Source organism: Streptomyces calvus, assembly GCF_006782915.1.
In the GTDB taxonomy this organism is placed as follows: Bacteria; Actinomycetota; Actinomycetes; order Streptomycetales; family Streptomycetaceae; genus Streptomyces; species Streptomyces calvus.
In genome coordinates, this window is sequence record NZ_VCNP01000044.1 from 122,399 (window position 1) to 145,699 (window position 23,301).

General features: G+C 68.9%; 25 protein-coding genes, 1 tRNA gene and 1 riboswitch. Of the genes, 18 read left to right on the forward strand and 8 right to left on the reverse strand.

What is annotated here, in order from left to right:
• The first annotated feature begins 338 nt into the window (after positions 1 to 338).
• Both FGW31_RS21465 and FGW31_RS21470 read left to right on the forward strand, forming a co-directional pair.
• A complete protein-coding gene (locus FGW31_RS21465; protein ID WP_142195090.1) occupies positions 339 to 2,693 on the forward strand; it encodes an immune inhibitor A domain-containing protein in 2,355 nt (784 codons plus the stop codon).
• A gap of 134 nt (positions 2,694 to 2,827) precedes the next feature.
• Positions 2,828 to 3,172 (forward strand): hypothetical protein, encoded by a 345-nt coding sequence (locus tag FGW31_RS21470; protein WP_142195091.1) that lies wholly within the window; start codon positions 2,828 to 2,830, stop codon positions 3,170 to 3,172.
• A gap of 198 nt (positions 3,173 to 3,370) precedes the next feature.
• Here the strand turns inward: FGW31_RS21470 and FGW31_RS21475 are convergent, their stop codons facing one another.
• Both FGW31_RS21475 and FGW31_RS21480 read right to left on the reverse strand, forming a co-directional pair.
• Positions 3,371 to 3,958 (reverse strand): isochorismatase family protein, encoded by a 588-nt coding sequence (locus FGW31_RS21475; protein WP_142195092.1) that lies wholly within the window; start codon positions 3,956 to 3,958, stop codon positions 3,371 to 3,373.
• Between the two features lie 392 nt (positions 3,959 to 4,350).
• The gene (locus tag FGW31_RS21480; RefSeq protein WP_142195093.1) at positions 4,351 to 5,688 is read right to left on the reverse strand and encodes a nicotinate phosphoribosyltransferase; all 1,338 of its coding nucleotides are present in this window, start codon (positions 5,686 to 5,688) and stop codon (positions 4,351 to 4,353) included.
• A gap of 110 nt (positions 5,689 to 5,798) precedes the next feature.
• On the opposite strand from FGW31_RS21480, the gene clpS reads away from it, so the two are divergent.
• From clpS to FGW31_RS21525, 9 genes are all read left to right on the forward strand, one after another.
• Positions 5,799 to 6,116 carry an ATP-dependent Clp protease adapter ClpS gene (gene clpS, locus FGW31_RS21485; RefSeq protein WP_137301422.1) on the forward strand — a complete coding sequence of 106 codons (318 nt, stop codon included), beginning with the start codon at positions 5,799 to 5,801 and terminating at the stop codon, positions 6,114 to 6,116.
• A gap of 55 nt (positions 6,117 to 6,171) precedes the next feature.
• The gene (locus tag FGW31_RS21490) at positions 6,172 to 6,774 is read left to right on the forward strand and encodes a DUF2017 domain-containing protein (RefSeq protein WP_142195094.1); all 603 of its coding nucleotides are present in this window, start codon (positions 6,172 to 6,174) and stop codon (positions 6,772 to 6,774) included.
• 365 nt (positions 6,775 to 7,139) lie between these two features.
• On the forward strand, positions 7,140 to 8,675 hold the full coding sequence (locus FGW31_RS21495; protein ID WP_142195095.1) for an alanine/glycine:cation symporter family protein: 1,536 nt from the start codon (positions 7,140 to 7,142) through the stop codon (positions 8,673 to 8,675).
• 428 nt (positions 8,676 to 9,103) lie between these two features.
• A complete protein-coding gene (locus FGW31_RS21500) occupies positions 9,104 to 10,531 on the forward strand; it encodes an amino acid permease (protein ID WP_142195096.1) in 1,428 nt (475 codons plus the stop codon).
• Positions 10,532 to 10,671: 140 nt separating this feature from the next.
• A complete protein-coding gene (locus FGW31_RS21505) occupies positions 10,672 to 11,094 on the forward strand; it encodes a M67 family metallopeptidase (protein WP_142195097.1) in 423 nt (140 codons plus the stop codon).
• A gap of 99 nt (positions 11,095 to 11,193) precedes the next feature.
• Positions 11,194 to 11,289: a putative leader peptide gene (locus FGW31_RS36110; protein WP_310740016.1), complete on the forward strand. Its 96-nt coding sequence runs from the start codon at positions 11,194 to 11,196 to the stop codon at positions 11,287 to 11,289.
• A gap of 101 nt (positions 11,290 to 11,390) precedes the next feature.
• On the forward strand, positions 11,391 to 11,669 hold the full coding sequence (locus FGW31_RS21515) for a MoaD/ThiS family protein (RefSeq protein ID WP_142195099.1): 279 nt from the start codon (positions 11,391 to 11,393) through the stop codon (positions 11,667 to 11,669).
• 5 nt (positions 11,670 to 11,674) lie between these two features.
• Entirely contained in the window at positions 11,675 to 12,625 is a 951-nt protein-coding gene (locus FGW31_RS21520) for a PLP-dependent cysteine synthase family protein (protein ID WP_142195100.1), read from the forward strand.
• Between the two features lie 518 nt (positions 12,626 to 13,143).
• Positions 13,144 to 13,896, forward strand: coding sequence for an MBL fold metallo-hydrolase (locus tag FGW31_RS21525; protein WP_142195101.1), 753 nt, complete (start codon positions 13,144 to 13,146; stop codon positions 13,894 to 13,896).
• Positions 13,897 to 13,967: 71 nt separating this feature from the next.
• Here FGW31_RS21525 and FGW31_RS21530 read toward each other — a convergent pair whose 3' ends face one another.
• Together FGW31_RS21530 and FGW31_RS21535 are read right to left on the reverse strand one after the other, a co-directional pair.
• The gene (locus FGW31_RS21530) at positions 13,968 to 15,215 is read right to left on the reverse strand and encodes a PTS transporter subunit EIIC (protein ID WP_142195102.1); all 1,248 of its coding nucleotides are present in this window, start codon (positions 15,213 to 15,215) and stop codon (positions 13,968 to 13,970) included.
• A 212-nt stretch (positions 15,216 to 15,427) separates the two neighbouring features.
• Positions 15,428 to 16,735, reverse strand: coding sequence for a PTS transporter subunit EIIC (locus tag FGW31_RS21535; protein WP_142195103.1), 1,308 nt, complete (start codon positions 16,733 to 16,735; stop codon positions 15,428 to 15,430).
• 184 nt (positions 16,736 to 16,919) lie between these two features.
• Between FGW31_RS21535 and FGW31_RS21540 the strand changes: the two genes are divergently transcribed.
• The 4 genes from FGW31_RS21540 to rdgB all read left to right on the forward strand — a co-directional run bounded on the left by FGW31_RS21540 (position 16,920) and on the right by rdgB (position 19,254).
• Complete coding sequence (locus FGW31_RS21540; protein ID WP_030868674.1) at positions 16,920 to 17,153, forward strand: glucose PTS transporter subunit EIIB; 234 nt, start codon at positions 16,920 to 16,922, stop codon at positions 17,151 to 17,153.
• A gap of 187 nt (positions 17,154 to 17,340) precedes the next feature.
• A complete protein-coding gene (rph, locus tag FGW31_RS21545; RefSeq protein ID WP_142195104.1) occupies positions 17,341 to 18,078 on the forward strand; it encodes a ribonuclease PH in 738 nt (245 codons plus the stop codon).
• A gap of 141 nt (positions 18,079 to 18,219) precedes the next feature.
• The gene (locus FGW31_RS21550; protein ID WP_142195105.1) at positions 18,220 to 18,618 is read left to right on the forward strand and encodes a tropomyosin; all 399 of its coding nucleotides are present in this window, start codon (positions 18,220 to 18,222) and stop codon (positions 18,616 to 18,618) included.
• Between the two features lie 33 nt (positions 18,619 to 18,651).
• Positions 18,652 to 19,254 (forward strand): RdgB/HAM1 family non-canonical purine NTP pyrophosphatase, encoded by a 603-nt coding sequence (rdgB, locus tag FGW31_RS21555; RefSeq protein ID WP_142195106.1) that lies wholly within the window; start codon positions 18,652 to 18,654, stop codon positions 19,252 to 19,254.
• Positions 19,255 to 19,295: 41 nt separating this feature from the next.
• Here rdgB and FGW31_RS21560 read toward each other — a convergent pair.
• The 3 genes from FGW31_RS21560 to bcp form a co-directional block, all read right to left on the reverse strand.
• Positions 19,296 to 19,378 (reverse strand) — tRNA-Leu (locus FGW31_RS21560).
• A gap of 13 nt (positions 19,379 to 19,391) precedes the next feature.
• Positions 19,392 to 20,033 (reverse strand): HNH endonuclease signature motif containing protein, encoded by a 642-nt coding sequence (locus FGW31_RS21565; protein WP_142195107.1) that lies wholly within the window; start codon positions 20,031 to 20,033, stop codon positions 19,392 to 19,394.
• Positions 20,034 to 20,168: 135 nt separating this feature from the next.
• Positions 20,169 to 20,636, reverse strand: a complete 468-nt coding sequence (gene bcp, locus FGW31_RS21570; protein WP_142195108.1) for a thioredoxin-dependent thiol peroxidase — start codon at positions 20,634 to 20,636, stop codon at positions 20,169 to 20,171.
• A 140-nt stretch (positions 20,637 to 20,776) separates the two neighbouring features.
• On the opposite strand from bcp, the gene FGW31_RS21575 reads away from it, so the two are divergent.
• The 3 genes from FGW31_RS21575 to FGW31_RS21585 all read left to right on the forward strand — a co-directional run bounded on the left by FGW31_RS21575 (position 20,777) and on the right by FGW31_RS21585 (position 21,989).
• On the forward strand, positions 20,777 to 21,106 hold the full coding sequence (locus tag FGW31_RS21575) for a DUF3618 domain-containing protein (RefSeq protein WP_142195109.1): 330 nt from the start codon (positions 20,777 to 20,779) through the stop codon (positions 21,104 to 21,106).
• 44 nt (positions 21,107 to 21,150) lie between these two features.
• Positions 21,151 to 21,507 (forward strand): GroES family chaperonin, encoded by a 357-nt coding sequence (locus FGW31_RS21580; RefSeq protein WP_142195110.1) that lies wholly within the window; start codon positions 21,151 to 21,153, stop codon positions 21,505 to 21,507.
• Positions 21,508 to 21,571: 64 nt separating this feature from the next.
• A riboswitch (guanidine-III (ykkC-III) riboswitch) is annotated at positions 21,572 to 21,635 on the forward strand.
• A gap of 33 nt (positions 21,636 to 21,668) precedes the next feature.
• Entirely contained in the window at positions 21,669 to 21,989 is a 321-nt protein-coding gene (locus tag FGW31_RS21585; RefSeq protein WP_142195111.1) for a DMT family transporter, read from the forward strand.
• A 160-nt stretch (positions 21,990 to 22,149) separates the two neighbouring features.
• Here FGW31_RS21585 and FGW31_RS21590 read toward each other — a convergent pair whose 3' ends face one another.
• The gene (locus FGW31_RS21590) at positions 22,150 to 23,241 is read right to left on the reverse strand and encodes an IS630 family transposase (protein ID WP_142195112.1); all 1,092 of its coding nucleotides are present in this window, start codon (positions 23,239 to 23,241) and stop codon (positions 22,150 to 22,152) included.
• Positions 23,242 to 23,301 lie beyond the last annotated feature (60 nt).

Consider the following 23,301-nt stretch of genomic DNA (forward strand, 5'->3'; position numbering starts at 1 on the left):
GTTCCACCAACCGACTCTAACGGCGAGGGTGCCCGAGCGGAACGGACGGTAAGCGTGACCTGACCGACAGGGCCGGTGCACAGGGGGCGCACGGATGTATGGCGTCCATCCCGTGGACGGTCGTACGCGCCCGTTCGGGTTCGCGGGGATGTGTCCGGAAAGCGAACGTCGTCTCCGCATAGTGCAGTTGAACGGTGCAAGTCAAGGGCTGTTTTTTCTGTCGAACCTCTAGTCAAATGTCGTCACTTGACTACACGCGTTGATCACGTACGCGCGGGAATCTTCCATCGACGGAACCTTCCTCGTCCGCGCCGTACGGACGCGGGAGGGGATCTCAAGTGACCAGTAGACCCTGGACGTTCAGAGCGGCCGCGATAGGCGTGGCCCTCGCGGCGGCCACCGCCACCTGCTCTGCGTTCACCATGGCCCAGGCCGACACGGCCGACGCGGCCGAGCGGCCCGGTGCCGTGGACCGCCACGATCCGGCGGACCGCCACCACGCCGACCACGACCTCGACGGCCCGCTGAGCAAGACGCAGGCCGCGCAGCGCGAAGAAGCGATCAAGCAGGTCATTTCCGGCAAGGCTTCGGTCAAGAACCGTGACGGTTCGAAGGTCGTCCAGCTGAAGAGTAAGAAGGGCGACAGCAAGTACGTCGAGCTCGGCCGCGAGAAGACCGACAAGATCTTCACGATCCTGGTCGAGTTCGGGGACAAGATCGACAGCCGTTACGGCGGCACCCCCGGCCCGCTGCACAACCAGATCGCCGAGCCGGACCGGGAGAAGGACAACTCCACGGCCTGGCAGGAGGACTACGACCAGCAGCACTTCGAGGACCTGTACTTCGGGTCCGGCAAGGGCGTCAACTCGGTCAAGACCTACTACGAGAAGCAGTCCTCCGGCCGCTACTCGGTCGACGGCGAGGTCTCCGACTGGGTCAAGGTCCCGTACAACGAGGCCCGCTACGGCTCCAACAAGTGCGACCCCGACAACTGCGCCTGGTACGCGGTGCAGGACGGCGTCACCGCGTGGGTCGAGCAGCAGAAGGCGGCCGGCCGCACCGACGCCCAGATCACGTCGCAGCTGTCCCAGTACGACCTGTGGGACCGCTACGACCACGACGGCGACGGCGACTTCAACGAGTCCGACGGCTACATCGACCACTTCCAGATCGTGCACGCCGGCGAGGACGAGTCCGCGGGCGGCGGCGCCCAGGGCGAGGACGCGATCTGGGCCCACCGCTGGTACGCCTTCGGCACCGACGCCGGCGCCACCGGCCCCGAGAACAACAAGCTCGGCGGCACCCAGATCGGCGACACCGGCATCTGGGTCGGCGACTACACCATCCAGCCGGAGAACGGCGGACTCGGCGTCTTCGCCCACGAGTACGGCCACGACCTCGGTCTGCCGGACCACTACGACACCGCCGGCGGCGAGAACTCCACCGGCTTCTGGACGCTGATGTCGTCCGGTTCGTGGCTCGGCACCGGCAAGAACGAGATCGGTGACCTGCCCGGCGACATGACCGCCTGGGACAAGCTCCAGCTCGGCTGGCTGAACTTCGACACGGCCAAGGCCGGCGTCAACTCCTGGCACAAGCTGGGCGTCGCCGAGTACAACACCAAGCACAAGCAGGCGCTGGTCGTCGAACTGCCGAAGAAGGCCGTCACCACCGAGATCGTCGAGCCGGCCGAGGGCGCCACCCAGTGGTGGAGCGGCAGCGGCGACAACCTCAAGAACACGCTGACGCGTTCGGTCGACCTCACCGGCAAGTCCAAGGCCGAGCTGACCTTCGACGGCTGGTACGACATCGAGGCCGACTACGACTACCTCTACACCGAGGTGTCCACCGACGGCGGCGCCAACTGGACCGCGATCGACGGCACGGTCGACGGTCAGCCGATCCCGCGCGACGGCAGCGACAAGCCCGCCCTGCACGGCACGGTCGACGGCCACAAGAAGCTCGCGTACTCCCTGGACGCCTACGCCGGCCAGAAGATCGACCTGCGCTTCCGCTACCAGACCGACGGCGGCGTGGCCCAGAAGGGCTTCACGGCCGACGCGATCACGGTGACGGCGGACGGCACGCCGCTCTTCTCCGACAACGCCGAGAGCGCGGACGGCGCCTGGACCGCCACCGGCTTCTCCCGCGTCGGCGCGTCCTTCACCAAGGACTACGCGCAGTACTACATCGCCGAGAACCGCCAGTACGTGTCGTACGACAAGACGCTGAAGACGGGCCCGTACAACTTCGGCTTCGCCAACAGCCGTCCGGACTGGGTGGAGCACTACGCGTACCAGAACGGCCTGCTGATCTGGAAGTGGGACACCTCCCAGGCGGACAACAACACCAGCCAGCACCCGGGCGTCGGTCTGCTCCTGCCGGTCGACTCGCACCCGGACGCGCTGAAGTGGTCCGACGGCACGCTGATGCGCAACCGCGTGCAGAGCTACGACGCGCCGTTCAGCCTCTACCCGACCGACGGCATCACGCTGCACAAGGCGGACGTGGCGACCTGGATCCCGTCGTCGAAGGGCGTGTCGGTCTTCAACGACCGCACCAACGACTACTACGACGAGTCGAACAAGACCGCCGGCGTCAAGATCACTGACACCAACACGAAGATCAAGATCCTCAAGGAGGCCAAGAACGGCTCGACGATCGAGCTCGAGGTCGGCCCTGCGGGCAGGTAAATAGCATCTTCGCAGGTCAGAACATGATCGGCGGTGACCCCCTGGCGGGTCACCGCCGATCCGTGTTTAGGTGCCCCCTGTGGCTCTCTTATTGACACCTGTCCCGACACGGGCCGACACGGGGGTATGACCGCATGGCCGCAGGAGGTTTCAGCAAGCTGCCGAACGGCACGGTGGTGGTGGCGCTCAACCTGCCCAGTCCCGCCGCCGACGCACCGGCCGGCGTCCGCGTCCTCGTCCACGCCCACAACCGGGCGCGCGCCCTGACCAGGCTGCGCAACCTGGGGCTGCGGTCGGTCTACCTGCGGGGCAACGCCGCCCCGCCGACCCCGGACGAGATCACCGCGGTGCTGCACCACCCCGACGGCCTGATATGGCGCACGGCCACCGACAACGCTGTCCTGGCGGGCGCGGACCTGGCGGTGGAGCTCTGGCACCCGATCCGGGCCCTGCTCAGACGGCCCGCGACACCCGCGTAGAACACCGACCGCCGCCGGGCGGCCGGGCCGCCCCGTACGGCCACTGCACGACAGCACCCGTACGGGTCACAGCGCGAAGGGCCCCGTACGGGGTCACAGCACGGACGCGGGCCCCGTACGGGTCACTGGCCGACGGGCCTCGTACGGGTCACTCGCCGACGGGCCTCGCACGGGTCACGGCACGACGGCCCGTACGGGTCACTGCACGACGGGCTTGCCCGAGAGATGTACGCCGGCCGCCCGCAGCTCCTCCAGCGCGCGTTCGGTGCTCTCCCGGGCCACTCCCGCGGTCAGATCGAGCAGCACCTGGGTGCGGAAGCCCTCGCGGGCGGCGTCCAGCGCGGTGGCGCGCACACAGTGGTCGGTGGCGATGCCCACCACGTCCACCTCGTCGATCTCCCGGGCCCGCAGCCAGTCGGCCAGGGACGTGCCGTTCTCGTCGGTCCCCTCGAAGCCGCTGTAGGCCGCCGAGTACGCCCCCTTGTCGAAGACGGCGTCGACCGCTCCCGAGGTGACCGCGGGGGCGAAGTTCGGATGGAAGCCGACGCCCTCGGTCCCGGCGACGCAGTGCGCGGGCCAGGAGCGCACGTAGTCGGGACGGTCGGCGAAGTGCCCGCCGGGTGCGATGTGGTGGTCCCGGGTGGCCACCACATGGCGGTAGCCGGCCGGGGCCTGGCCGATCAGCTCGGTGACGGCGGCGGCCACGTCGGCACCGCCGGCGACGGCGAGGCTGCCCCCCTCGCAGAAGTCGTTCTGCACGTCGACGACGATCAGTGCGCGGCGCATGGTGGGTGTCCTTCGACTATGGCGACTATGGGGTAGGGGTCGGGGTGGGGGGACGGGCCCGGCCGGTGAACCTCCCGAGCCTAGTGACTCGCGGACGGCGCGGACAGGGGCACGGCAGCGGCGGGCGAGGACCCGGCCCGCGTACCGGGAGCCCCGCCCGGCGTACGAGGCGCACACCGCCGGCGGCGGCGCGCCTCAGCCGCCCTTAGGGCCAGTCGTTCGGATCATCCCGGGGTCGCGGGGTCCGGCACGCGCATCTGCGGCGTTGTCGTCGGTTGCCACCGCTCCGCGTTGTCGCCCTCCTCCGCCTTGCAGCTGCACGCACCGGACCCCGCTCGGGCCGGTCGAAAGGGCACCGCACCTCACAGCCGCGCTGATCCGAACGACAGACCCTAGGGCACCTGCGCGTACTCCGTCGGGATGACGGGTTCCCCGCGGGAGAGCTGGGTAGCCGACAGCGGCAGACCCGCGCGGGCCGCGGCGTGCCGGTCGCGGACCACGTCCAGCGGCTCCCGGGCGACCACCTCGCCGCCCTTGACCAGCGGCACCAGCAGCTGCCGGTCGGCCAGCGCGGCCGGCACGGCACCGGTGCCGATCACCTCGGCCTCGGCGACGCCGTGCTCGTCCAGCCGCCGCGCCGCCCACTTGCGGCCGCCGATGGAGGTCTTGCCGCCGCTGGACTTCTTCGCCACCGGCACCAGCGGCGCCTTCGGGTCGTTGGACTCGGCGCGGGCGACCAGCTTGTAGACCATGGACGCGGTCGGGTGTCCGGACCCGGTCACCAGCTGCGTCCCCACCCCGTAGGCGTCCACCGGCGCCGCGGCCAGCGAGGCGATGGCGTACTCGTCCAGGTCCGAGGTCACGATGATCTTCGTGCCGGTGGCGCCCAGCTCGTCCAGCTGCTGCCGCACCCGGTGCGCCACCAGCAGCAGGTCACCGGAGTCGATCCGCACGGCGCCCAGCTCCGGCCCGGCGATCTCGACGGCCGTACGGACCGCCTCGGCCACGTCGTAGGTGTCCACGAGCAGCGTCGTACCGCCGCCGAGGGAGTCCACCTGGGCCCGGAAGGCGTCGCGTTCGCTGTCGTGCAGCAGGGTGAAGGCGTGGGCGGAGGTGCCGACGGTCGGGATGTTGTAGCGGAAGCCGGCCGCGAGGTCGGAGGTGGAGGCGAAGCCGCCGACGTAGGCGGCGCGGGCGGCGGCCACGGCGGCCAGTTCGTGGGTGCGCCGGGCGCCCATCTCGATCAGCGGCCGGTCACCGGCCGCGGACGACATCCGGGAGGCCGCCGCGGCGATCGCCGAGTCGTGGTTGAGGATCGACAGGAGCACCGTCTCCAGCAGCACGCACTCCGCGAAGCTGCCCTCGACCCGCATGATCGGCGAGCCGGGGAAGTACACCTCGCCCTCGGGGTAGCCCCAGATGTCGCCGGAGAAGCGGTAGCCGGCCAGCCAGTCGAGCGTCTCGTCGTCCACGATGTTCTTCTCCCGCAGGAACCCGAGGACGCCCGGGTCGAAACGGAAGTTCTCCACCGCGTCCAGCACCCGCCCGGTGCCGGCCACCACGCCGTAGCGGCGGCCGTTGGGCAGCCGCCGGGTGAAGACCTCGAACACGCTGCGCCGTCCGGCCGTCCCCGCCTTCAGGGCGGCCCGCAGCATCGTCAGCTCGTACTGGTCCGTGAAGAGTGCCGTCGAGGGAACGTCCACCGGCAGCCCAAGGTCCGCTGTGTTCATGGCAGGGATAGTACCCCCATTTCGTCACTCTGACGATTTCGGGTCCGGATGCCGGACGGCGCCCCGCCCGAGCGGGCCGGTTTGTGCCTGCACCCCCCTGCGGTGGCAGCATGGGCAGTGTGACGTCACCCGCACCCCTGGAGATCGAACGCACCGAGTCGGCGGAGGAGGTCTTCGCCGTACCCGAGCCCGACGTCCCGTGGGTCACCATCGTCCACAACGACCCGGTCAACCTCATGAGCTATGTGACGTACGTCTTCCAGACGTACTTCGGCTACTCCAAGGACAAGGCCACCAAGCTCATGCTCGACGTCCACCACAAGGGCCGGGCGGTCGTCTCCAGCGGCACCCGCGAGGAGATGGAACGCGACGTCCAGGCCATGCACGGCTACGGACTGTGGGCCACCCTCCAGCAGGACCGGAAGTGACCGAGCCGGACATGAACCGACCCCGCCCGCAGGACCGGAAGTAGCGAACGCCTCCATGCCAGGACACTTCGAACCGCTCCCCGGCGGCGGCGCGGCCGTCGCCCTCGACGACGTCGAGATCTCCATCATCCGGTCCCTGGCCGTGCAGCTGCTGGAGCTCATCGGCCCCGGCCCCGCCGAGGACACCTCCGGCGACCCGCTCGCCGAACTCTTCGCCGAGGGCCCCAGCGAGCCGCCCGCCGACCCCGTGCTGCGCCGCCTCTTCCCGGACGCCTACGGCGACCCCGAGCGGCCCGCCCGCGGCAAGGAGGCCGAGGAGGAGCGCGCCCACTCCGCCGAGTTCCGCCGCTACACCGAGAACGACCTGCGGGCCGGCAAGCGCGACAACGCCCTCGCCGTGATCCGCTCCCTGGACGCGCTCACCGCGGGCGGCGAGGGCGGCGCGGTCCTCAAGCTGTCGCCGGACGAGTCCCGCCGGTGGCTCGGCGCCCTGAACGACCTGCGCCTGGCGATCGGCTCCCGCCTGGAGATCAGCGACGAGGACGACAGCGACCTCCTCTTCCACCTCCCCGACGAGGACCCGCGCAAGCCGATGGTGATGGCGTACCTGTGGCTCGGCGGCCTCCAGGAGACGCTCGTCTCGACACTCATGCCGTGAATCCGCGCTGGATGTCCGGAAAAGTCCACTGATCGGTTCGCTCAGAGGAACCTCAAGTCCGCATAACGATCCCGTCACCGCCCCTGCGGCTTTGTGTCGCAGGGGCGGTCTTCTGTGACCTGCGTCACTCAAAGAGGCGGTAAACGCGTGGTAAAAATCGGCAACTCGCTTGCGGCCGACCGGTCGGCCTGAGCAAGCCGACCGGTCACCCGCCGGTGTGCAGGACCAGAAACGACACGAGAGCTGTCGACCCGGTTCCCGGGCCGGCGCCCCCACCGCCGTCGCCGAACGGGACATGGCGCCGCCGTGCCGCCCCCGCTCCGCCGCGCCCAGTCAGGTTGTCCCCGCACCACCGAGGAAGTTCGATGTCACTCGACTCCATCACCCAGTCCATCGACGACGCCGTCAGCGATTTCTTCGATCCCGTCGCCACCACGGTCGGCGACATCGTCTTCTACACCGTCCCCGTCGGCGGCACCGAGCTGCCGCTCATCGTCGCCTGGCTCGTGGTCGCGGGTCTCGTCTTCACCGCGTGGTTCGGCCTCCTACAGGCCCGCAAACTCAAACTCGCCGTCGACGTCGTGCGCGGCAAGTACGACGAGGACGGCTCGCCCGGCGAGGTCAACCACTTCCAGGCGCTGACCGCCGCCGTCTCGGGCACCGTGGGTCTTGGCAACATCGCCGGTGTCGCGGTGGCCGTGTCCATCGGCGGCCCGGGCGCCACCTTCTGGATGATCCTCTGCGGTCTGCTCGGCATGGCCACCAAGTTCGTCGAGGTCACCCTCGGTGTGAAGTACCGGGAGGAGCACGCGGACGGCACCGTCTCCGGCGGGCCCATGCACTACCTGCCCAAGGGGCTGGCCGAGCGCTTCGGCAGCGGCGGCGCCAGGCTCGGCAAGGTGCTCGCCGTGCTGGCCTCGATCATGATCCTCTTCTTCGGTCTGTTCGGCGGCAACCTGTTCCAGACCAACCAGAGCTACGCGCAGATCTCCTCGACCTTCGGCGGCGAGGACGGCTTCCTGGCCTCGTCGGCCGGTGCCGTGCTGTTCGGCCTGGTCGTCGCCGCACTGGTGGGCCTGGTGCTGCTCGGCGGCATCCGGTCCATCGCCTCGGTGACCAGCCGACTGGTCCCGGCCATGGCGATCATGTACATCGTGGCCTGCCTGATCGTCATCCTGACCAACGTCACCGCGGTGCCCGACGCCATAGGCACCGTGTTCCAGGGCGCCTTCGAGGCCGACGGTGTCGCGGGCGGTGTGATCGGCGCCCTGATCGTCGGTTTCCAGCGGGCAGCCTTCTCCAACGAGGCCGGCCTCGGCTCCGCGCCCATCGCCCACTCCGCGGTGAAGACGAAGCACCCCGCCAGCGAGGGCCTGGTCGCGCTGCTGGAGCCGTTCATCGACACGGTCGTCATCTGCACCATGACCGCGCTGACCATCGTCATCGCCGCCCCCGCCAGCTGGGACGAGGCCCGCGCCGGCGAGAGCATCGGCGGGGTCACCATCACCTCCGACGCCTTCGCCACCGTGCTGCCCTGGTTCCCGAACCTGCTGACCGTCGCGGTGCTGCTGTTCGCCTTCTCCACGATCCTGACCTGGGGTTACTACGGCCTCAAGGCGTGGTCGTACCTCTTCGGCCGGAGCCGGGCCAGTGAGACGACGTTCAAGGTGATCTGGAGCGTGTTCGTCGTCGCGGGCTCGCTGCTCTCCCTCGACTCGCTGATCAGCCTCGCCGACTCGGCCCTGTTCCTGCTCTCGGTCTTCAACATCATCGGCCTCTACCTGCTGGCCCCGGTGGTGAAGCGGGAACTGCACTCCTTCCTGGAGTTCGTCCGCCGACGCCGGGCGGGCGGGGACGTCGAGGCCGGGGCGAGCGCCGCGGAGGCCGCCAGGAGCCTGTGAGGCTCGCCAGGGGGCGCATCCGCGCGGTCAGGGGCCTGCCCGTACCATCACCGGTACGGGCAGGCCCCTCGCGCTCTGCGGGCGCCGCTTCCGGTGCGACAGGTGTTCGCTCAACGGACGCTCAAATCCGGATAACGATCCTGTCACCGCGCCCGCCATCTATGGCGCCCCAGACACACTTTGTCCGCTTCTCCTTGTGGTGTGCGCCACAAACGGGCCGTTTGATCAGTGTGGCGGCCGTGATAAATCTTCACGACCGCCCGGCGAACACCACCCTTATGTTCCGCCGGGTGCGCCACCGAGCCGGCGACCGCCGGCCAGGCACGGGCGGGCTCCAGGTGTCCGCCCCGCTCCATCAGTCCGGGGGGATCGAGAAACGGTCCGCGGCCGACACCGGCCCGGGTCGGCATGGAGAAAGGCGCACACACATGGCCTCACCGCAGGTCGACACGGAGTCCGTACCCGAGGAGGGGTACGAGCGCGGGCTCAACAGTCGTCAGGTCCAGATGATCGCGATCGGCGGCGCCATCGGCGTCGGGCTCTTCCTGGGAGCCGGGGCGAACATCGCCAAGGCCGGACCCAGCCTGATCGTCATGTACGCCCTCGCCGGCGTGATCATCTTCTTCATCATGCGGGCGCTCGGCGAGCTCCTGCTCTACCGCCCCGTCTCGGGCTCCTTCGCCGAGTACTCGCGCGAGTTCCTCGGCCCGTTCTTCGGCTACTTCACCGGCTGGACGTACTGGCTGATGTGGGTGGTCACCGGCATGGCGGAACTCACCGCCGCGGCCATCTACATCAACTACTGGTTCCCGGAGATCCCGCAGTGGGTCTCGGCGCTGGTCTTCCTGATCGTGCTGTTCGGCGCCAACCTGATCTCGGTGAAACTGTTCGGCGAGATCGAATTCTGGTTCTCGATGGTCAAGGTCACGGCCATCATCGGCATGATCGTGATCGGCCTCGGCGTCCTCACCTTCGGCTTCAGCCAGGCCGGCGACACCGCCGCCGTCTCCAACCTGTGGGCCTTCGACGGCTTCTTCCCCAAGGGCATCGGCTCGTCCCTGATGACCCTCCAGGGCGTCATGTTCGCCTACCTCGCCGTCGAGCTGGTCGGTGTCACGGCCGGTGAGTCGGAGAACCCGGAGAAGACCCTCCCCAAGGCGATCAACACCCTGCCCTGGCGCATCGCCCTGTTCTACGTCGGTGCCCTCACCGTCATCCTGTGCGTCGTCAAGTGGACCGAGTTCTCCGACGGCGCCAGCCCGTTCGTGAAGGCGTTCGCGGTCATCGGCATCCCGGCCGGCGCCGGCATCGTCAACTTCGTCGTGCTGACCGCGGCCCTGTCGTCCTGCAACTCGGGCATGTACTCCACGGGCCGCATGCTGCGCACCCTGGCCGACAACGGCGAGGCCCCGCGCGTCTTCCAGCGGCTGTCCTCCACCAAGACGCCGGCGCTCGGCATCGGCATCTCGGTGATCTTCATGGGCATCGGCGTCGTCCTGAACTACACCGTCCCGGAGAAGGCCTTCGGCTACGTCACCTCCGTCGCCACCGCGGCCGGCATCTGGACCTGGCTGATGATCCTGATCAGCCACGTCCTCTACCGCCGCCAGGTCGTCGCGGGCCGGCTGCCCGCCTCGTCCTTCCCGGCGCCCGGCGGCTCGGTCTGCTCCTACATCGCCATCGCCTTCCTGCTCTTCGTCACCGGCCTGATCGCCTACGACGCGGACGCCAGGATCTGCCTGTACGTGATGGCCGGCTGGGCCATCGCCCTCGGCATCGGCTGGGCGGTCCTCAAGAACCGCAACCCGCAGGTCACGCAGCGCGGCGAGAACGAGTTCGAGAAGGTCGGCGGCTAGCCTCCGCACCCGCCGCGGTCGACCCGGCCGCGGGGAGTCCTCCGGGCACTTCCCGCGCCCACCGCGCAAGCTGTCCGCATTACGGGCTGTTCCGTACCACCCCTCGGTACGGGACAGCCCGTCTGCTTATCCTGACCCACATGCTGACCATCACCCAGGCCCTGTACGACCGGATCGTCGCCCACGCGCGCCAGGACCACCCCGACGAGGCGTGCGGCGTGGTGGCGGGACCCGTGGGCGCAGGCCGCCCCGAGCGCTTCATCCCCATGCTGAACGCGGCCCGCTCGCCCACCTTCTACGAGTTCGACTCCCAGGACCTGCTGAAGCTGTACCGGGAGATGGACGACAACGACGAGGAGCCGGTGGTCATCTACCACTCCCACACCGCCACCGAGGCCTACCCCTCGCGCACCGACATCTCCTACGCCAACGAGCCCGGCGCCCACTACGTCCTGGTCTCCACCGCCGACACCGACGGCGCCGGCGAGTTCCAGTTCCGCTCGTTCCGCATCCTCGACGGCCAGGTCACCGAGGAAGAGGTCAAGGTCGTCGACGCGTACTGACCCGGCGATCCGGCAGGCCATCCCGTATGACGGAAGGAGGGTGTCCGAAGGGTGAGATCACACTCCGGAGGGCGGTCGGGGAATCGATACGATGACCCCATGGTTCTTCTCGACGTGGGCGACAAGGCGCGGAGCACGCTGCTCGTGGCGCGGCTGCACGTCGATCTCTGCAGGCTGAACAGCGCCATCTGTTGATCTTCCGCTGACGCCGTGGGCCGTGAGCCGCGGCGAACTGCCGCGTGCCCGAGCACGCCCACCGAACCCACGACAGACTCTTCCGACAGGAGCCCTCAGCCATGGCCATCGAGGTCCGCATCCCGACCATCCTCCGCCAGTACACCGACGGCCAGAAGGCGGTGGAGGGCACCGGGGACACCCTCGCCGAGCTCTTCGCCGACCTCGAGACCCGGCATGCGGGCATCCAGGCCCGCATCGTGGACGGCGACCAGCTGCGCCGCTTCGTCAACGTCTACCTGAACGACGAGGACGTCCGCTTCCTGGACGGCATCAAGACCAAGCTGTCCGACGGGGACAGCATCACGATCCTGCCGGCCGTGGCCGGCGGTATGGCCTGACGGCGATGCGGTACGACTCCCCGCTGGCCGCGGTCGGCAACACCCCGCTGGTGCGCCTGCCGCGGCTCTCGCCGTCCGCCGACGTCCGCATCTGGGCCAAGCTGGAGGACCGCAACCCCACCGGTTCGATCAAGGACCGTCCGGCCCTGTTCATGATCGAGCAGGCGGAGAAGGACGGCCGCCTCACCCCGGGCTGCACGATCCTCGAACCGACCTCCGGCAACACCGGCATCTCGCTCGCCATGGCGGCCAAGCTCAAGGGCTACCGCATGGTGTGCGTGATGCCCGAGAACACCTCGCAGGAGCGCCGCGACCTGCTCGGCATGTGGGGCGCGGAGATCATCTCCTCGCCGGCCGGGGGCGGCTCCAACACCGCCGTACGCGTCGCCAAGGAGCTGTCCGCCGAGCACCCGGACTGGGTGATGCTCTACCAGTACGGCAACCCGGACAACGCCGGCGCGCACTACGCGGGCACCGGCCCCGAGATCCTCGCCGACCTGCCCTCCATCACGCACTTCGTGGCCGGACTCGGCACCACCGGCACGCTCATGGGCGTCGGCCGCTACCTGCGCGAGCACAAGCCCGACGTGAAGATCGTCGCCGCCGAACCCCGCTACGACGACCTCGTCTACGGCCTGCGCAACCTCGACGAGGGCTTCGTGCCCGAGCTGTACGACGCCTCCGTGCTGACGACCCGGTTCTCCGTCGGCTCGGCGGACGCCGTCACCCGCACCCGTGAACTCCTCCAGCAGGAGGGCATCTTCGCGGGCGTCTCCACCGGCGCCGCCCTGCACGCGGCGATCGGCGTGGCGAAGAAGGCGCAGAAGGCCGGCGAGTCCGCCGACGTGGTCTTCGTCGTCGCCGACGGCGGCTGGAAGTACCTCTCGACCGGCGTCTACACCGCCGCGACCACCGAAGAGGCCATCGAGACGCTCCAGGGCCAGCTCTGGGCGTAGCGCACCTCGCACGACGAGCAGCACCTCACGTACGGAAGGGGCCGGAGCGGAACTCCGGCCCCTTCCGCACGTCCGGGCACTGTCGCACGCACAGGCCCGACCGCCGGTCCGGCCCCTCCCGCACGGTCCGGCCCCCGGCACGTCCGGTCCCTCCCGCACGGTCCGGCCCCCGGCACGTCTGGTCCTCTCGCACGTCCGGTCCCTCTCGCACGTCCGGTCCCTCCCGCACGGTCCGGCCCCGGCACGTCTGGTCCTCCCGCACGTCCGGTCCCTCCGCACGTCCGGTCCCTCCCGCACGTCCGGATCCTCCCGCCCGTCCGGGCCCGACCGGCGCGCCCTCACTCCCGCGCGCCCCCTGTCGACCCGGCGCGCGCCCCTTCCAGCCGAACCGGTGACAGCACAGGTGAGTTCGCCCACAACGGCCCCTGGTGGAGGAGCGACCAAAGGTTTTGCGCCTTACGCTCGACAAACCGCACGACCCCCGTCTCTCCACACCCGCCAGCGGAGGTTTCTGCTTCATGAAGCTCACCGTCGTCGGCTGCTCGGGGTCGTTCCCGTCCGCGGAATCGGCCTGCTCGAGCTACCTCGTCGAGGCCGACGGCTTCCGGCTGCTCCTCGACATGGGCAACGGCGCCCTGGGCGAGCTGCAGCGCCACTGCGGTCTCTACGACCTCGACGCGATCTTCCTCAGCCACCTGCACGCCGACCACTGCATCGACATGTGCGCCTATTTCGTGGCGCGCTACTACCGGCACGACGGCGGCCGCTGCGACCCGCTGCCGGTCTACGGCCCCGAGGGCACCGAGCACCGGCTGACCACCGCCTACGCCGACACCCCCTCGGCCTCCTCCATGAGCGAGGTCTTCGACTTCCACACGGTCAAGCCGTCCACCTTCGAGATCGGCCCGTTCCTCGTGCACACCGAGCGCGTCGCGCACCCGGTGGAGGCGTACGGCATCCGCATCGAGCACGGTGGGAAGACGCTGACCTACTCCGGCGACACCGGCGTGAGCCCGGCGCTCGACGACCTCGCCCGCGACGCCGACCTCTTCCTGTGCGAGGCCGCCTTCACGCACGGCAAGGAGAACATCCCCGACCTGCACCTCAACGGCCGCGAGGCGGGTGAGACGGCGGCCCGCGCCCGCGCCCGCCGCCTGATCCTCACCCACATCCCCCCGTGGACCGACCCGCAGGTCAACCTCACCGACGCCCGCGCGGTGTACGACGGCCCGGTCGGGCTGGCGGCACCCCGGGCGACGTACGAGATCTGAGACGCGACGAACAGGGCCCCGGAAGCCGTGACGGCTCCCGGGGCCCCGGTGTCATGTCGTACGAGGACGGCTCACGCCTTCGTGGCGTCCTCGACCTCCTCCTCGGGCTCACGGCCCGGGGTCGGCAGGTTGAACTTGGTGATGGCGAAGCGGAAGAGGACGTAGTACACCGCCGCGAAGACCAGACCGATCGGGATGATCAGCCATGGCTTGGTCGCCAGACTCCAGTTGAGCGCGTAGTCGATGGCGCCCGCCGAGAAGGTGAAGCCCGCGTGCACCCCGAGCGCCCAGGTGATCGCCATGGACAGGGCGGTGAGCACCGCGTGGATCACGTACAGCGCCGGCGCGATGAACATGAACGCGAACTCGATCGGCTCGGTCACACCGGTCACGAAGGACGTCAGCGCGAGGGAGACCATCATGCCCATCACGGCCTTGCGGCGCTCCGGACGGGCGGCGTGCGCGATGGCGATGGCGGCGGCCGGCAGACCGAACATCATGATCGGGAAGAAGCCCGACATGAACTGACCGGCGTCGGGGTCACCGGCGAAGAACCGGTTCAGGTCACCGTGGACGACCTCGCCGGCGGCGTTGGTGAAGTCACCGATCTGGAACCAGGAGACCGTGTTGACGAACTGGTGCATGCCGACCGGGATCAGCGCGCGGTTGATCAGACCGAACAGACCGGCACCCGCGGCGCCCAGACCGGTGATCCACTCACCGGCGTCGGAGATGACCTCGCCGATCGGCTCCCAGACCAGACCGAAGAAGACACCCATCGCCGTGCCGACGAAGGCCATGATGATCGGGACGAGTCGGCGGCCGTTGAAGAAGCCCAGCCAGTCCACCAGCTTCTTGCGGTGGTACCGCTGCCACAGGACCGCGGCCAGCAGACCCATCAGGATGCCGCCGAGGACACCGGGGTTGTTGTAGGTCGCGGCTATGTCCGCGCCGTCCTGCACCTTCGCCTCGGTGACCGGGAAGGCCTTCAGGACGTTGCTGTAGACCAGGAAGCCGACGAGGGCGGCGAGCGCCGTGGAGCCGTCGGCCTTCTTGGCGAAGCCGATCGCGACACCGATGCAGAACAGCATCGGCAGGTTGTCGAAGATCGCGCCGCCCGCCGTGGCGAACACCGCGGTGACCTTGTCGGGCAGGTTCAGCTTGTCCTGCACGTCCGTCTGGCCCAGACGCAGCAGGATGCCCGCCGCCGGCAACACGGCGATGGGCAGCTGCAGGCTGCGGCCGACCTTCTGCAGACCCTGGAACAGGCCGGATCCCCGCTTCTTCGCGGGAGCCGCCGAGGCGGTGGCGGAGCTCATACTTCCTCCATCGGTGGTGGTCTACACCACTACTGGTGTAGACCTGTTTGTAGCACGATGAAGGCCGCGTAAGGAACCCGCGAATCCTGCTACCGCAGGGCTACGCACCGTGCCTGCCCGCCACCGTGAAACGGAACCCTCCCCGGGCACAGCGAAAAGCCCCCGGACCGCACGGATCCGAGGGCTTCCACAGCCACCCCCACCCTAAGAGGTCACGCCTTCGTCGCGTCCTCGACCTCCTCCTCCGGCTCCCGCCCCGGAGTCTTCAGATCGAACTTCGTGATCGCGAACCGGAAGACCGCGTAGTACACCACCGCGAAGCACAGCCCGATCGGAATCACCGCCCACGGCCGGGTCGCCAGATTCCAGTTGATGACGTAGTCGATCAGCCCCGCCGAGAAACTGAACCCGTCGCGCACCCCCAGCCCCCACGTCACCGCCATCGACACCCCCGTCAGCACCGCGTGCACCGCGTACAACAACGGCGCGATGAACAGGAACGAGTACTCGATCGGCTCCGTGATCCCCGTGACGAACGACGTCAGGGCCACCGACAGCATCAGACCGCCGACCTCCTTGCGCCGGGCCGGCCGCGCACAGTGCGTGATCGCCAACGCCGCCGCCGGCAGCGCGAACATCATGATCGGGAAGAACCCGGAGAGGAACTGCCCCGCATCCGGATCACCCGCCAGGAACATGTTGATGTCACCGTGCACCACCGAACCGTCCGGCTTCGTGTAACTGCCGAACTGGAACCAGATGGGCACGTTCAGGAACTGGTGCAGCCCCACCACCAACAACGCCCGGTTCGCGATCCCGAACACACCCGCACCCCACGCGCCCAGACCGCTCATCCAGTCGCTGAAGCTCTCCAGCGCGTCACCCACCGGCGGCCACACCCACAGGCACAGCGCCGCGAACACGATCGCCGCGAACGCCATGACGATCGGCACCAGCCGGCGGCCGTTGAAGAAACCCAGCCAGTCCACCAGCCGCGTCCGGTGGAACCGCTGCCAGAAGTACGCCGACATCAGCCCGATCACGATCCCGCCGAACACCCCCGGATTCTGGTACGTGAACGCCGTCACCGTGCCGTCCGCCACCTGGCACCCCACGGTCGGCACCGCCCGCGAACCATCCGGACAGTCCTCCGGGAACTGGCGCAGCACATTGAAATAGACGAGGAAGCCCGCCACCGCCGCCAGCGCCGTCGAACCGTCCGCCTTCTTCGCCATGCCGATGGCCACACCCACGCAGAACAGCAGCGGCAGCCCCAGCGAACCGTCCAGCAGCGCACCGCCCGCGCCCGTCATCACCTTGGACACGTTCGTCCAGCCCAGACCCTCGTCACCGAACACGTCGGGCTGGCCCAGCCGGTTCAGGATGCCCGCCGCCGGCAGCACCGCGATCGGCAGCTGAAGGCTGCGCCCCATCTTCTGCAGCCCCTGGAACAACCGGTTCCAGCGCTCACGGGCCGGACCGGCCGCACGCTCGGCGCCGGCGGGACTCTCGGCACTCATGCGGTCCCCTCGCGGAAGACGATGACGACGGGTTTGGCGGCAGTCCGCCCTCTGGTGTAGACCAGTCGCGGGGACGGTTCCGCTGTCGTGACGCCATCATTCGGCACCCACGACATGACCGCTCGCAAAGATGGGCCAACTGTGGGTTACTGCGACAAAGCGGTTCGGATCAGGGAGAACGAACATGGCCACCAAGGCTGAGAAGATCGTTGCCGGGCTCGGCGGCATCGACAACATCGAAGAGGTCGAGGGCTGCATCACCCGCCTCCGCACCGAGGTCGTGGACCCCGCCAAGGTCGACGAGGCCGCCCTCAAGGCCGCCGGCGCCCACGGCGTCGTGAAGATGGGCAGCGCCATCCAGGTCGTCATCGGCACCGACGCCGACCCGATCGCGGCCGAGATCGAAGACATGATGTGAGCCGGTGAGCCGTCGACTCGTGAGCCGTCGACTCGTGAGCCGACGACCGGTGAGGCGGTGACCGGCGACCGGTGATCCCCCGTGATCCGTGCGATCCGCGTGATCCCCATCCGTCACGGCCACACCTTCGGGGCCCCTTCCCACCGCGGCAGGGGCCCCGTTCACGGCTACGGATAGGCTCGACACCATGTCTCGAATCGACGGCCGCACCCCTGATCAACTCCGCCCGGTCACCATCGAACGCGGCTGGAGCAAGCACGCCGAAGGCTCCGTCCTCGTCTCCTTCGGCGACACCAAGGTGCTGTGCACCGCCTCCGTCACCGAAGGCGTCCCCCGCTGGCGCAAGGGCAGCGGCGAAGGCTGGGTCACCGCCGAGTACGCGATGCTGCCCCGCGCCACCAACACCCGCGGCGACCGCGAGTCCGTCAAGGGCCGCATCGGCGGCCGCACCCACGAGATCAGCCGCCTCATCGGACGCTCCCTGCGCGCCGTCATCGACTACAAGGCCCTCGGCGAGAACACCGTCGTCCTCGACTGCGACGTCCTCCAGGCCGACGGCGGCACCCGCACCGCCGCCATCACCGGCGCCTACGTCGCCCTCGCCGACGCCGTCGCCTGGGCCCAGGGCAGGAAACTCATCCGCCCCGGCCGCCAGCCCCTCACCGGCACCGTCAGCGCCGTGTCCGTCGGCATCGTCGCCGGCGTCCCCCTCCTCGACCTCTGCTACGAGGAAGACGTCAAGGCCGACACCGACATGAACGTCGTCTGCACCGGCGACGGCCGCTTCGTCGAAGTCCAGGGCACCGCCGAGGCCGAACCCTTCGCCCGCGACGAACTCAACGCCCTCCTCGACCTCGCCGTCACCGGCTGCACCGAACTCGCCGCCGCCCAGCGCACGGCACTTGATACCGTCCTCGAAAGGTAAAGGACGCACCAAGACAGGTGGCCGACGCGGAGCAACCGCGCCGGCCGCCACCGCGTCTGAAGGAGTACGGGCGCACGGCTCAACCCCGGGCGCCCGGCCAACGAACCGGGCCGACCGGCCCGACGAGGGAGGGACCGTTCCATGGGCGCGAGCCGCCGACGCCGCACCACAGCCGTCGCCGCCACCCTGGCGGCCGTCGCGCTGACCGCCGGACTCACCACCGGCTGCGACGCCGTCGACAAGGCACTGGACTGCGTCCAGACCGCCGACGCCATCGCCGACAGCGTGACGGACATGCAGCAGGCCGTCGAAAGCGCGTCGAACGACGTCACCCAGCTCGAGGAATCCCTCGACAACATCGACAAGAACCTCGGCGAGATCGGCGACAAGACCGACAACGCCGACGTCAGCAAGGCCGTCGACGACCTCGAGAAGGCCGTCGGCAACGTCCGCACCTCCATCGAGAACGGCGATGAAACCCCCGACATCAGCCCGGTCACCGACGCGGCCGGCGAACTGACGAAGGTCTGCACGCCGTAAGGACCGGACCATGGGCCCGGGGATACTGGGCCCATGACCCGCCTGATCCTCGCCACCCGCAACGCCGGAAAGATCACCGAACTCCGGGCGATCCTCGCCGACGCGGGACTGCCCCACGAACTCGTCGGCGCCGACGCCTACCCCGACGTCCCCGACGTCAAGGAAACCGGCACCACGTTCGCCGAGAACGCCCTCCTCAAGGCCCACGCCCTCGCCCGCGCCACCGGCCTCCCCGCCGTCGCCGACGACTCCGGCCTCTGCGTCGACGTCCTGAACGGCGCCCCCGGCATCTTCTCCGCCCGCTGGGCCGGCCGCCACGGCGACGACAAGGCCAACCTCGACCTGCTGCTGGCCCAGCTGTCCGACATCGCCGACGAGCACCGCGGCGCCCACTTCGCCTGCGCGGCGGCCCTGGCGCTCCCGGACGGCACGGAGCGCGTGGTCGAGGGCCAGTTGAGGGGCGTCCTGCGCAGGGAACCGTCCGGCACCAACGGCTTCGGCTACGACCCGATCCTCCAGCCGGAGAACGACACCCGCACCTGCGCCGAACTGACCCCGGCCGAGAAGAACGCCATCAGCCACCGCGGCAAGGCCTTCCGCGCCCTGGTACCGGTGGTACGGGAGCTGTTGGGCTGAGCATGGGAGAGGGGTCGCCCGCACGGCGACCCCTCTGCGTGTGCGGCCGATGGGAGTCGAACCCACATGGGCAAATGCCCCGAGGCACCTAAAACCTCTGCTTATACCATTCAGCAACGGCCGCGTGCGGGGCAATGCTACCCGTGCTGAGCTGATCGTCCACGCCGGTTCCCGCCCCTGCACCAGGTGCTGGTAATGGCGTGACAGTTGGGGCACAGCAATCGCAGGTTCTCGAGCCGGTTGTTCCGCCAGTTGCCGTCGATGTGGTCGACCTCGAGCGGCAAGGGCTCTCCCCGCCACATGGCTTCGATGCCGCACGAGGCGCAGCGGTTGTCCGTACCTTCTCCGATCATTGCCCGCTTCAGGCGGCTTCCGTCGATGCGCCTGGCTCGGGCGGGTGGTTGCTCGACGAGGAGGCTCTTCGCGTTCCGGGCGCGGCGGGAAGGCGCCCCGAAGTGGGATGTGTCGATCCCGTACGCCTTGATGCGGCGGCTGATGTGGGTGTGGTGGCCGCCGACGACATCGAGACCGAGGTGGCGCAGTACCTCACACATGTTCGTCGACGCCGCGACCGCCGCTTGGAGGATGTCCCTGGTCCACTTGACTCCCTCCTGCTCGAAGTGGGACGTGTCCACTCCGAGGCGCCTCATTCGCTCCCGGATGTACGCCCGTGTCGAACTCCGCGGATCCACGCCCAACCGCACCAACGCCTCCGACAACGTCCGTGCCTCCCGGGCCGCTTCCTCCAGCCGCTCCCTGCCGTACGCGCCTGCCCCCATCGGACCCCCTCCGTGTCTCGGTCACCCGTTCGTGGGCTCGTACGGAGTAACGAGCCGGATATCGGACGGTCACGTACGAAAAACGGAACGGCCCCTGCCGGCAGTCCGGTAGGGGCCGTTCCGGAGGGGCGTGCCTCAGACGCCGAGATCTCTGATGATCTTGGCTACGTGGCCGGTCGCCTTGACGTTGTAGAGGGCGCGCTCGACCTTGCCGTTCTCGTCGACGACGACCGTGGAGCGGATGACGCCGGTCACCGTCTTGCCGTAGAGCTTCTTCTCGCCGAAGGCGCCGTACGCCTCCAGGACCTGCTTGTCGGGGTCGGCGAGGAGGGTGACCTTCAGGGACTCCTTCTCGCGGAACTTGGCGAGCTTCTCGGGCTTGTCGGGGGAGATGCCGATCACGTCGTAGCCGGCGCCCGCCAGCAGCTCGAGGTTGTCGGTGAAGTCGCAGGCCTGCTTGGTGCAGCCGGGCGTGAGGGCGGCGGGGTAGAAGTAGACGATGACCTTGCGGCCCTTGTGGTCGGCCAGGGACACCTCCTTGCCGTCGGCGTCGGGCAGGGTGAAGGCGGGGGCCTCGTCCCCGGGCTGGAGGCGTTCGCTCATCGGTCCGGTTCTCCTCGTACGTGCGCGCTGCGTGGATCGGGTGCCGGGATCGAGGGTAACCGGGGGTCCTGACCGTGCGGGGCGGCGTGGAGCTGACAGACTGTGCGGCACAGGTATCAGCGGATTTCGGAGGCGACACGGTGGCGGACACGGCGGACACCAGAACCCCGGCGCAGATCGAGGCGGACATCAAGCGCCGTCGTGCGGTGCTGGCCGAGACCCTGGACGAGATCGGTGTGCGGGTGCACCCGAAGACGATCATGGGGGATGCGAAGGCCAAGGTCGTGTCCAACGTGGACCACACGCTCGGGCGGGCGTACGTCGGGGTCAACCGTGTGGTGAGCGACGTCAAGGCGCAGTTCGTGGACGAGGAGGGCTCGCCGCGGCTGGAGCGGGTCGTGCCGGTGGCGTTGCTGGTCGTCGGGCTCGTGGGGCTGGTGGCCCTGGGGTCCCGGCGGCGTCGGCGCTGACCCCGCCCGCCCACGTTCGCCGCGAGTGCAGGTAGGTTTCTGACGTGAGCGCGAAGAGACACGAGCACAGTTCCCAGGACGACAAGCTGCCCATCCGGATGCTGCACGACCGCGTCCTCGTGCGGCAGGACACCAGTGAGGGTGAGCGGCGTTCCGGGGGCGGCATCCTGATTCCCGCGACGGCGGCGGTGGGCCGGAGGCTGGCCTGGGCCGAGGTGGTCGCGGTGGGGCAGAACGTACGGACCGTGGAGCCGGGTGACCGGGTGCTGTTCGATCCGGAGGACCGGGCGGAGGTCGAGGTCCGGGGGACGGCGTATGTGCTCATGCGGGAGCGTGATCTGCACGCGGTGGCCGCGGACCGGTTCGAGGGTTCCGAGGATTCGACCGGCTTGTACCTGTAGTTCGATGGGAGAAGGGGCTGGTGACCATGGTCACCAGCCCTTTTTCGGGTTTTGCGGCTAGGGTGGGTGGTCCCTCAGGGGCCCCGACGAGACGCGCCGTACCGGGGTGAAGGCAAAGACGACGCACCCCCGTTTCCGTTCGTGTCCCGGAGGTGCCTGTCATGGCCTGGGTTCTGCTTGTCGTCGCCGGTCTGCTGGAGGTGGGCTGGGCGGTCGGGATGAAGTACACCGATGGTTTCACCCGGCTCGTGCCCAGTGTCCTGACCGGTGCGGGCATCGTGAGCAGCATGCTGTTGCTGTCGTACGCCGCTCGTACGCTGCCAATCGGTACGGCGTACGGCGTGTGGGTGGGGATCGGTGCGGCCGGGGCGGCGGTGCTGGGGATGGTGGTGCTGGGTGAGCCGGTGACCGCGGCCCGGATCTTCTTCGTCTGTCTGCTGGTGGTGGCCGTGGTGGGGTTGAAGGCGACGTCGGGGCACTAGGCCCTGTCGTTTGGATCATGTCGGTTTCGCGGGGCGGGGCACGCACATCTGCTGCGTTGGCATCGGTTGTCGACGCTCCGCGTCGCCGCCCCCCCCCCCCCCGCTCGGGTGGGCTGAGAAGCGCTGCGTCTCCCAGCCGACCTGATCCAAACGACAGACCCTAGTGACCTGAGTCAGAGATTTGTCGGCAGTAGGCGGCGACTTTGTCGAGGATCTCGTCGGCGGTCTTCGTCCAGACGAACGGCCTGGGGTGGTCGTTCCAGTCGGCGAGCCAGCTGCGGATGTCGCGTTCGAGGGCCTGGACGGAGCGGTGGACGCCGCGCTTGGGCTTCTTCTGGGTGAGCTCGGCGAACCACCGCTCCACCAGGTTCAGCCAGGACGCACTGGTCGGCGTGAAGTGCAGGTGGAAGCGGGGATGTGCCAGCAGCCACTTCTTGACGGCGGGCGTCTTGTGGGTGACGTAGTTGTCCAGGATGAGGTGCACGTCGAGTTCAGCGGGTACTTCCTTGTCCAGCTTGGTGAGGAACTTCTTGAACTCGACGGCCCGGTGCCGCCGGTGCAGTGAGCCGATCACCTTCCCCGTGGCGACTTCCAGGGCAGCGAACAGAGTGGTGGTGCCGGCACGGACGTAGTCATGACTGCGGCGTTCGGGAAGCCCGGGAACCATCGGCAGCACGGGCTGGGACCGGTCCAGGGCCTGGATCTGCGACTTCTCGTCCACACACAGCACCAGGGCCTTCTCCGGCGGGTCCAAGTACAGACCCACCACGTCACGGACCTTGTCGATGAACAGCGGATCGGTGGACAGCTTGAACGTCTGTGACCGGTGCGGGGCCAGCGCGAACGCCCGCCAGATCCGCGAGATGGTCGACTGGGACATGCCCGTGGCCGCCGCCATCGACCTGGTCGACCAGTGGGTGGCGTTCTTCGGCTTCTCCTCGAGCGTTTTGACGATGACACGCTCGACGTCCGCGTCGGTGATCTTCCGAGGGACACCGGGTCGCGGCTCGTCGGACAAGCCGTCCAGACCACGTTCCAGGAAGCGCCGCCGCCAGGTGCGGACCATGTCAGCGGTGACACCAAGCCGGCGTGAGACCTCCATGATCGAGTGCCCCTCGGCGCACTCCAGAATGATCCTCGAGCGCTGAGCCAGGGACTGGGCTGTCGAGCGACGACGCACCCAGCCCTCCAGCACATCCCGCTGGGCATCAGTCAGCGACAACGGCGGAATCTTCGGACCTGGACGACTCATACCCAACCAACGATGAATCTCCGACTCAGGTCACTAGGTAGGGGCCGGGAGGCCGCCCGG